Source organism: Mesorhizobium sp. P3_A9, assembly GCF_056402975.1.
Genome location: NZ_JBFUGJ010000327.1, coordinates 1 through 6,447, shown reverse-complemented (window position 1 = coordinate 6,447; position 6,447 = coordinate 1). Strand labels below are relative to the sequence as shown.

7 protein-coding genes and 1 pseudogene are annotated in these 6,447 nt (G+C 62.9%); 3 read left to right on the top strand and 5 right to left on the bottom strand.

Going from position 1 to position 6,447, the window contains the following annotated elements:
- From AC1DX0_RS28705 to AC1DX0_RS28695, 3 genes are all read right to left on the bottom strand, one after another.
- A partial coding sequence (locus AC1DX0_RS28705) for a LysR family transcriptional regulator (RefSeq protein WP_477357777.1) occupies positions 1-777 on the bottom strand: 777 nt, incomplete at its 3' end.
- 69 nt (positions 778-846) lie between these two features.
- Positions 847-1,962, bottom strand: coding sequence for a branched-chain amino acid ABC transporter substrate-binding protein (locus tag AC1DX0_RS28700; protein ID WP_477219283.1), 1,116 nt, complete (start codon positions 1,960-1,962; stop codon positions 847-849).
- Positions 1,963-2,013: 51 nt separating this feature from the next.
- Positions 2,014-3,291, bottom strand: a complete 1,278-nt coding sequence (locus AC1DX0_RS28695; RefSeq protein WP_477219284.1) for an aminotransferase class I/II-fold pyridoxal phosphate-dependent enzyme — start codon at positions 3,289-3,291, stop codon at positions 2,014-2,016.
- A 305-nt stretch (positions 3,292-3,596) separates the two neighbouring features.
- Between AC1DX0_RS28695 and AC1DX0_RS28690 the strand changes: the two are divergent.
- A pseudogene (locus tag AC1DX0_RS28690) lies at positions 3,597-3,748 on the top strand (SDR family oxidoreductase); the annotation flags it as partial.
- Positions 3,749-3,758: 10 nt separating this feature from the next.
- Entirely contained in the window at positions 3,759-4,055 is a 297-nt protein-coding gene (locus AC1DX0_RS28685; protein WP_477219285.1) for a ScoMcrA-related endonuclease, read from the top strand.
- Between the two features lie 39 nt (positions 4,056-4,094).
- Here the strand turns inward: AC1DX0_RS28685 and AC1DX0_RS28680 are convergent, their stop codons facing one another.
- Positions 4,095-4,970, bottom strand: coding sequence for a crotonase/enoyl-CoA hydratase family protein (locus tag AC1DX0_RS28680; protein WP_477219286.1), 876 nt, complete (start codon positions 4,968-4,970; stop codon positions 4,095-4,097).
- An 80-nt stretch (positions 4,971-5,050) separates the two neighbouring features.
- Between AC1DX0_RS28680 and AC1DX0_RS28675 the strand changes: the two genes are divergently transcribed.
- Positions 5,051-5,638: a TetR/AcrR family transcriptional regulator gene (locus tag AC1DX0_RS28675; protein WP_477219287.1), complete on the top strand. Its 588-nt coding sequence runs from the start codon at positions 5,051-5,053 to the stop codon at positions 5,636-5,638.
- Here the strand turns inward: AC1DX0_RS28675 and AC1DX0_RS28670 are convergent.
- A partial coding sequence (locus AC1DX0_RS28670) for an SLC13 family permease (protein ID WP_477357774.1) occupies positions 5,635-6,447 on the bottom strand: 813 nt, incomplete at its 5' end. The two genes, AC1DX0_RS28675 and AC1DX0_RS28670, sit on opposite strands and share 4 nt — an antisense overlap.

Sequence of the window (6,447 nt, the reverse complement as noted above, 5' to 3'; positions counted from 1 at the left end):
GGACGCCAGGGCGCGAGAGACCAGCACCTCGTGTCCCATGAGAACGCCGGCGCCATCGACGGCGGCCTGAAGGGCAAGGCTATAAAGCGAAAACTCCGATCCGGCATCGATCGATGGGCCTTTCATGCCGACACTGTCGAACCAAAGGTTCCAATCACCCGTCCAGGTGGTGTCCCATAACAAGAGCTGCGAAGCGAGATCCGCGGGCGTTTTCAGCTGTGCAGCCAAGCCGGGGGTACAGACCGGAAACAGGACATCGTCGCAAAGCTTGAAGGAACGGCTGCCGCCGGCTCCTTGCCTTGTCAGGGAGATGGGCCTCGTCAGGAAGATAGCGAGGTCGAATGGCTCTCGCCTGAAATCCGGCGGCTCCTCGAGCGCGTGTATGGATGGACGAAGAGCCGGCAGGGCGGCGCGCAGAGCCGGCAGGCGCGGGGCCAGCCACAGTTGGGCAATGGACGGCAGCGCGGCGATACTCACTTGCGATTTCGGCGCCCAGATGCGCAGCTCTTGAACGGCAAGGCCCAAGGCGTCAAACGCAGTGGAGAAGGCCGGGATTGCCGCGCGTCCCGCTTCCGTCAGATGCAGCCCTTGCGCATGCCGGACAAAAAGCGGCGAGCCAAGCCACGCTTCGAGGGATTTGACCTGATGCGACACGGCCGCCGGCGTGACACCGAGTTCATCCGCAGCCTTGGCGAAGCTCTCATGGCGAGCAGCAGCCTCAAAGGCCCGCAAGGTGTTGAGGGGCGGCATTCGAGGTCGCGGCGGATTGACAGCCATCCAGCATTCCAGGACGGCGTCGGCGGCCAGTTGACCAGTTTCAGGTGCCGGGCCGCCAACGCGATGTTTCTATTTGAGGGCGACGGGGATCAGCTTGCCGTCGGCCTTCTGCCATTCAAATACGACGAAGCCCGGCTGCTTGATATCCCCCTTGTCGTCGTAAGAGATCGAACCGAGGACCGTCGAGATGGCGGCGCCGGAATGGAGGTAGTCAGCAGCGGCCTTTGGATCATCGGCCTTGGCCTTGACGATGGCCTCGGCAAGAATCTGCGTTGCCGCGTAAGCGTAAAGTGTCACCGCTTCGGTCGGCACGTTCCTGGCCTTCAGATCGGCGACGGCGTCCTTGGCTTCCGCGAATGTCGCCGGATCGGGGAACGACGTCATCAGAGTTCCCGCAGCACCGTCACCGGCTATGGCGCCGAATTCGCTGTTGCTGATGCCGTCGCCGCCCATCAGGATCGCGGCAACGCCCTGATCGTGCATCTGACGGACAATTAGCCCGGCTTCCGTGTGCTGGCCGCCATAATAGACGAGATCGGCACCCGATTGCTTGATCTTGGTCACCAGCGGGCTGTAGTCCTTCTCGCCCGGGTTAACCTCCTCGTGGAGGACTTCCTTGCCGCCGCCGGCGTTGTAGGCCTTGGTCATTTCATCGGCGAGGCCTTTGCCCGCTGTCGACTTGTCATCGACGATGGCGATCTTCTTGTCCTTGAAGCGGCCGAGAATGAATTTGGCGGCGATCGAGCCCTGCTGATCGTCGCGGCCGCATGCCCTGAAGGCATTCCAGAGACCGCGCTCGGTAACCGTCGGATTGGTGGCCGTCGGCGTCACGAACAGGACGCCATTTTCCGAATAGACTTCGGAGGCCGGAATGGTGACACCGGAATTGTAGTGTCCGACGACATAGTGGACGCCGTCGGCGACGAATTTGTTGGCGACCGAAACGCCCTGCTTCGGGTCGGAGACATCGTCACCGACCGATACGACAAGCTTTTGTCCGAGAACGCCGCCATTGGCGTTGATGCGTTCGACCGCGGTTTCGACACCGACGCGGTACTGTTCTCCATAGGCGGCGTTCGGTCCCGACATCGGCCCCGCGACGCCGAACACGATATCCGCCCTCGCAACGCCGACAGCGGCAGCCGTGATTAGGGCAGCAGTCATCATCTGCACGATTATGCGCATTTCATTCCCCTGTTTTTAGAGTGGCGGGCATTTGCCCGCGGGTTCTGGTCGTCAGTTCACAAAATGAAGTTTGTTGAACCGACGCCGGAATGCCGTGACATCAGCGGCGACCTGTTCGCTGGCGTCGTTGCCGCGCAGTCCCCTGGCGATAAGCGCCGCGAGTTCCGGCATGTCGTCCTCGGTCATGCCCCAGCGAACGATCTCGGGCGCGCCGAGGCGCAGCCCATTCATGTCGCCGTCGACCGCATCCATGGGAAGGCCGATGCCGCAGCTCAGGATGTTGGCCAGCCGCAGTTTTTTAGCCGCGGCCTGACCGCCGCCGAATTCGGCCGCCTTGATGGCGAACTGATGCGATGTCGTGTAGCCCTTGCTCGTCGAAAACACCGGCAGACCGCGATCTGCAAGGCTGTCGGCCAGGGCCTTTGCGGTCCGCGCCATCGTTGCTGCATAGGCTTTGCCGTGGTCCTTCCAGTCCAGAAGCGTGATTGCCAGCGCCGCCGACTTGGCGGCATCGAAATTGGCGGTCATGCCGGGAAATGCGATCCTGTCGAGTTTTTCGGCGACAGCGGCATCGTTGGTGACGATCAGTCCCGACGCCGGGCCGCCAAGGCTCTTGTAGGTACTCATCGTCATCAGATGAGCCCCCTCCTGGAGGGGCTGCTGCCAGGCGTGCCCGGCAATCATGCCGCAAAGATGTGCGGCGTCGAAGAGGACCAGCGCGCCGACCTCGTCGGCGATCGCCCTGATTTCCCGAATGGGATGCGGCAGCAGGTTGAGGCTGCTGCCGATCGTTATCATTTTCGGCTTTATCGACCTGGCCAGGTCGCGCAATTTTCCGACATGGACGGTGTAGCTGTCGGCATCAACCGGAGCCGTGTGAATATCGAGGCCGTAAAGACCGGCGCAACCAGCCATGTGGTGGGTGACATGGCCGCCAATGGCCGGCGACGGGACAATGATGCTGTCGCCTGGCCGGGCCGCGACCATGAAGGCGTAGAGATTGGCGATCGCGCCGGATGGCACGCGGATCTCGGCATATTGCGCACCGAAGACTTCCGCCGCGAGTTCAGCAGCGATGACTTCGATCCGCTCGACACCTTCCAAGCCCATTTCATACTTGTCGCCGGGATAACCAAGCGACGGGCGCGATCCGAGGCCCGAGGAGAGCGCTGCCTCGGCCTTCGGGTTCATGACATTGGTCGCCGGGTTGAGGTTTATACAGTCGGTCTCGTGGATCGAGCGGTTCAGCTCAATGCCCCCGGCGATTGCCGCCATGACGGCATCGGTCGTCTGATGACTGGTTTGCTGCGCCAGCTGCTGGGCGAACATGTCGCAATGTGAGGGGACCCAGGACCTGCGAGCGAGAGCGACCAACGATGCCTCCATTGCCTTCGCCGAAAAGCCGGCTGCGATTGACAACGAGGATGACGCTGGCGATCGCCTGGGCGCAAACGAGTAGTTCTAGCGCCTAGGCTTAGGAAAAATAAGCCTAGGCGCCGTGCTGTTTGGAGGACGGAGGTTTCTTACGGCCTCGTCAGGCCGCGTGATATGCATCCGCGAGCCGCCGCAGCTCTAGTCCTTATGCACCTTGACGCGGTGGCGATGCGCGGCTTGCTTTGCCCGATTGCCGCACTGCGACCGCCAACTTCCCGAAGGAGGCCGGCATCGCCCGCTATGGCGAGCCCGAAGAGATCGCCGAGCTGATGGCCTTCCGGGTTCATCAGCCGCGCGCTGGATCACCGGCTCGACGCTGCGCATGGATGGCGGCGAAGTGAAATCGATCTGAGGAGGATGACATGGTTGCCATGATTGCCATGATTGCCTGGAACAGCGTGACCCGCGCCCATGTCGCGAGGGCGATGGAAGAATATGACCGGCTGGGGCCTGAGCGCTTCTTCGCCGAACACGGCTTTGCTCCGACCACCACCTATGAACTGGTAGCGGATAGCAGGCTCTATCCGCCGAAGGCGATCCTGGGCACCGCCTACGAATTCGCCACGGGCAAGAGACTGGCCTCGGGCGACTTCGAGGGCGGCAAGAGCGGCGCGGTGAAAGTGCTCGGCCAGCTTGGGTTCATCGTCAGGGCGAAGTGACGGCGGCAGCCCGCGACGTCCCGCCCCCAGCATGACGCGTCACCTTGACGCTTTGCCCAGACCMGTCGCCTGGTCGAGCCGCAGCGAGGCACGCCTTGCCTCGTCCGGCCTTGCGATGTGCGTCCAGGAGCCGTCATAGCTGGGCTTGCGCCGCTCGATCCAGGCGCCAAGCGCTTCCCTGAGATCGGCGGTCGGGACCATGCGGGCGAACTGCTCGGCCTCGACCAGCAGCCCTTCGGCGATGCTGAGGTTGATACCGCGCGCCACCGCGGTGAGGATGCCGGCGAGGCCTGCCGGCGAATGCCTGATGATGCGGCGGGCAAGATCGTGCGCTGCCGGCATCAACTCGGCATGCGGCACGACCTCGTTGACGAGACCAAGTTCGAGCGCCCTCGGCGGCGGAAACCAGTCGCCCGTCAACAGCAATTCCAGCGCGCGCTTGCGCCCGGCAAGCCGCGGCAGGCGCTGCGTGCCGCCGAAGGTCGGCGGCATTGCGAGGTTGATTTCCGGCTTGGCGAACAGCGCACGGTCGCTGGCGATCGCCAGCGGCACGGCCTCGGTGATTTCGCAGCCGCCGCCGAAGGCAATCCCGTTGACGGCGGCGATGATCGGCTTGCGGAAGGCCTCCAGCCGCGCCGTGAGCCGCTGCCCGCGCATGACGAAGTCGCGCACTGCGGCATCGGCGCCAAGCGCCACGCTGGCCGAGAACTCATGGATGTCGCCACCCGCCGAAAACGACCGCTCCCCTGCTCCGGTGAGAATGACAGCACGGACCGCATTATCGGTCTCTATCGTGTCGAGGATCGCGAGCAGGCGATCTATCAGGGCATAGTTCAGCGCGTTCAGCTTTTCCGGACGATTGAGAGTGAGGACGGTTACCCCGTCGCGGGTCTCGCTCAGGACAAGATCGGTCATTGTTTTTCCTTTTCAGATACGGCGAGAAAAGGAACATGCTTTCGATTGCGTGTATATTCACTAGTCGGTATACATGCTTCATGTCTGACCCCGCCAGCCCGACCCGCAAACGCATCGTCGATGCCGCGACGAAGCTGTTCTATGCCGAGGGCATCGGTCGCGTCAGCGTCGATGCCATTGCCGAAAAGGCAGGCCTCACCAAGCGTACGCTCTACTACCACTTCAAGAGCAAGGACGACCTGATCGCCGCCTATCTCGATGGTCGCGATCAGCCCAATCTGCAGCAGATGGCCGGCTGGTTCGACGCGGCGGAAGGTGGGGCGGACCGCAAGGCCGAGGCGATCTTCAGCAATCTGGCGCGGGTTGCACGCCATCCGAAATGGAAGGGATGCGGCTTTCTGCGCACGGCCGCGGAACTCGCCTCGATGCCCGGCCATCCGGCGGTCAAGGTCGGGTCGCGCCACAAGTCAAATTTTGAAACATGGCTGGCTGACGCGTTGTCCGACCATGGGATCGAAGAACCACAGGCGGTGGCGCGCGAAATCGTGCTGCTGATCGACGGTTGTTTTTCGATCATGTTGATCCATCGCAATCCCGACTACATCGAGGCGGCCGGACGAGCCGCAGCCATGCTGGTCAGGGCGCGAATTTCAGGAAGCCCAGCCTAAAACCCCAGCGCCAGCCATGCGGTGCCGGCGACGAGCGTGATCAGCGTCAGCGGCAAGCCGACCTTGAAGAAGGCACCGAAAGACAGTGGTGTGCCGGCAGCCTTGGACTGCTCGGCGACGATCAGGTTGGCGACCGAGCCGAGCAGCGTGAAATTACCGGCAAGCGTCGAGCTCATCGCCACCACCAGCCAGGCGCGTTCGGGGTTTTCCAGCCCGGGTATGAACGGCCGCAAGGCCAGCACGGCCGGCACATTGCTCATGATGTTGGACAGCACCGCGGTAAAGCCGGACAAACGCCAGACATCGTCGAGGCCGAGATTCTTGGCCGAGGCGATGAGATCAGGCGTCAGCAGTGTCTTTTCGGCGCCGGCAACGACCACGAACAGACCGGCGAACATGAACAGCAACGGACCGTCGATCTCGCGATAAATGCGTTCCGGCTTGATGGCGCGGGTGAGCAGCAGAATGGCGCCGCCGATCAGTGCCGCCTTGGCAACGGGAACGCCGGCGAAGAAGGCGATTGCCAGCCCGATGCAGACAATCACCGCCTTCAGCACCTGCCCACGATGCATGCGGCCGCGCGCGACATGCGGCGTCAATTCGGCGTTGCGGGTGAATTCGGCGCGATAGACGATGCGCACGATGACGATGACCGCGACGAGGCCAAACAGGGCGACCGGCGCCAGCGCTGCCGAAAAAGCGGGATAGGAAATGCCCGACAGCGCGCCGATGACCATATTCTGCGGATTGCCGGTGATTGTGGCGACGCTGCCGCAGTTCGACGCGGTGGCGGTGGCGATCAGATAGGG